This window comes from Streptomyces sp. NPDC059456, assembly GCF_042750055.1.
Lineage (GTDB): Bacteria > Actinomycetota > Actinomycetes > Streptomycetales > Streptomycetaceae > Streptomyces.
On record NZ_JBHYVA010001059.1, the window covers coordinates 1 to 1,761 of the forward strand.

Below are 1,761 nucleotides of genomic sequence, written 5' to 3' on the forward strand. Positions count from 1 at the left end.
GCCTGAGCATGCTCGAGGAGGCTCTTGAGCACCTCGTAAAGGGCATTGTGGACAACCCCGACGAAGTGCAGGTCGCCTCGCGCAACCCGCCCTTGCCTGCGCCGCCCCGCCTGCGCCGCCCGGACCCATCGGCCGCGCCGGGGCGGAGGGAGGTCAGGTGTTTGCGCGGACCGCGGTGAGGGCCGTCGTGACGCTCGCCTCGATGTCCCGGATCGGGTAGATCACCTCGCGCACGGTGCGTTCCCGGTCCACCACCAGCGTCAGCCGCTTCAGCCGGCTCACCCCCGCCGCCCGGAACGTCGGCAGCCGCAGCGCGGCCGTCAGCGTGAGGTCCGCGTCCGAGAGGAGCGGGAACCGCAGCCCCTCCGCTTCGGCGAACTCCCGCTGCTCGTCGGGCCGCTGGGTCGACACCCCGTGCACCGTCGCCCCCGCCGCCGTGAACTCCGCCAGCTGGTCCCGGTACGTGCACGACTCGAACGTGCAGCCCTTCGCCCCCGGGATCCCCGCCCATCCCGGCGGGTAGGACTCGGCCCGGGCGTACGCGCCGGGGAAGCAGTACAGGACCGTGAACGGCGTGTCCGCGACGGGATCCCGGACCTCCCCGAACCGGTCCGGAAGCGCCAGCTCCGGCAGTCGCGTCCCGCGCAGCGCGTGCACCCGCTCCGCCTCCCGAGAGGACTCCTGTGTCGTCGCCGTCATCTCTCCCTCTCCCAGGACCCAGGTGTCTCCCCAGTCCTGGAGGGCCACCAGGACCGGCAGCAGCCCCCGCCCGCGCGGGGTCAGCCGGTACTCGTGCCGTACCGGACGCTCCTGGTACGGCTCGCGCGTCAGCACCCCGGCTTCGACCAGCAGCTTCAGCCGCTCGGCCAGCACCTTGCGGGACATGCCCAGCTCGCGCTGGAACGCGTCGAAGCGGTGCACGCCGCGCGCCGCGTCGCGCACGATCAGCAGCGTCCACCAGTCGCCGACCACGTCGAGGGCCTGGGCGATGGCGCAGTCCGCGTCGTCGAGGTGTGTGCGCTGGGCCATGGGCACTCCTTTGTCCGTTGACCCAAGGCTGTCATGCTGACATAGTCCGTTCCCAAAGGGAACTTACCGAGCTTCCGGGGAATCCGCGGGGGGAGTGGGCGGCGTGGTGCAGGGCCTCAAGGACGTGCCCAGAGTGGTGTGGCTGCTGGCGGCCGGGGTGTTCGTCAACGCCGTCGTCAGCTTCACGTTCGTCTTCGTCTTCCTGTACCTGACCGGCCCGCGCGGCCTCGGTACCGCCCAGGCGGGCCTGGTCACCGGCATCGGCGGCGTCGGCCTCGTCGCCGGGAACTTCACCGGCGGCTGGTACGGCGACCGCTTCGGCCACCGCCGGGTGCTGCTCGCCGCCTCCACCGCCGGCGGCCTCGCCCTGATGTCCTTCCCGCTGCTGCCCACCGCCGGGCTCTACGCGGCCCTGCCACTGGCCCAGTACGCCTCCGGCGTGGTCCGCGCCGCCAACTCGGCGCTGGTCGCCGTCACCGTTCCCGAGGGGGCCCGCCGGCAGGCCTTCGCGGTCGTCCGCTGCGTCTCCAACGGCGGCTTCACCCTCGGCCCGCCCCTCGGGGCCCTGATCGCGACCGGGCTCTCCTACGACTGGCTCTTCGTCGGCGACGGCCTCGGCACCCTGATCTTCGCCCTCTGGACCGCGCGGGTCGTCCCCGCCCGCGGCGCCGCCTCCCGCACCCCCCCCGGCCCCCACCGGGGTGCGGGGCCCCGCCGGGGGGGGGTCCAACC

Annotated in this window: 2 protein-coding genes and 1 pseudogene; 2 read left to right on the forward strand and 1 reads right to left on the reverse strand. The window is 73.5% G+C overall.

What is annotated here, in order from left to right:
• Nucleotides 1-8: 8 nt before the first annotated feature.
• A pseudogene (locus tag ACFXA3_RS42120) lies at nucleotides 9-86 on the forward strand (RNA-binding protein); the annotation flags it as partial.
• Nucleotides 87-153: 67 nt separating this feature from the next.
• On the opposite strand, the gene ACFXA3_RS42125 reads toward ACFXA3_RS42120, so the two are convergent.
• Nucleotides 154-1,029: a winged helix-turn-helix transcriptional regulator gene (locus ACFXA3_RS42125; RefSeq protein ID WP_385196750.1), complete on the reverse strand. Its 876-nt coding sequence runs from the start codon at nucleotides 1,027-1,029 to the stop codon at nucleotides 154-156.
• A gap of 106 nt (nucleotides 1,030-1,135) precedes the next feature.
• Between ACFXA3_RS42125 and ACFXA3_RS42130 the strand changes: the two genes are divergently transcribed.
• Nucleotides 1,136-1,761, forward strand: a 626-nt coding sequence (locus ACFXA3_RS42130; protein ID WP_385196752.1) for an MFS transporter, incomplete at its 3' end; no start/stop codon positions are given.

Excerpts from the sequence above, each read along its gene's own strand:
- ACFXA3_RS42125 (WP_385196750.1), bottom strand. The coding sequence starts at position 1,029 with ATGGCCCAGCGCACACACCTCGACGACGCGGACTGCGCCATCGCCCAG.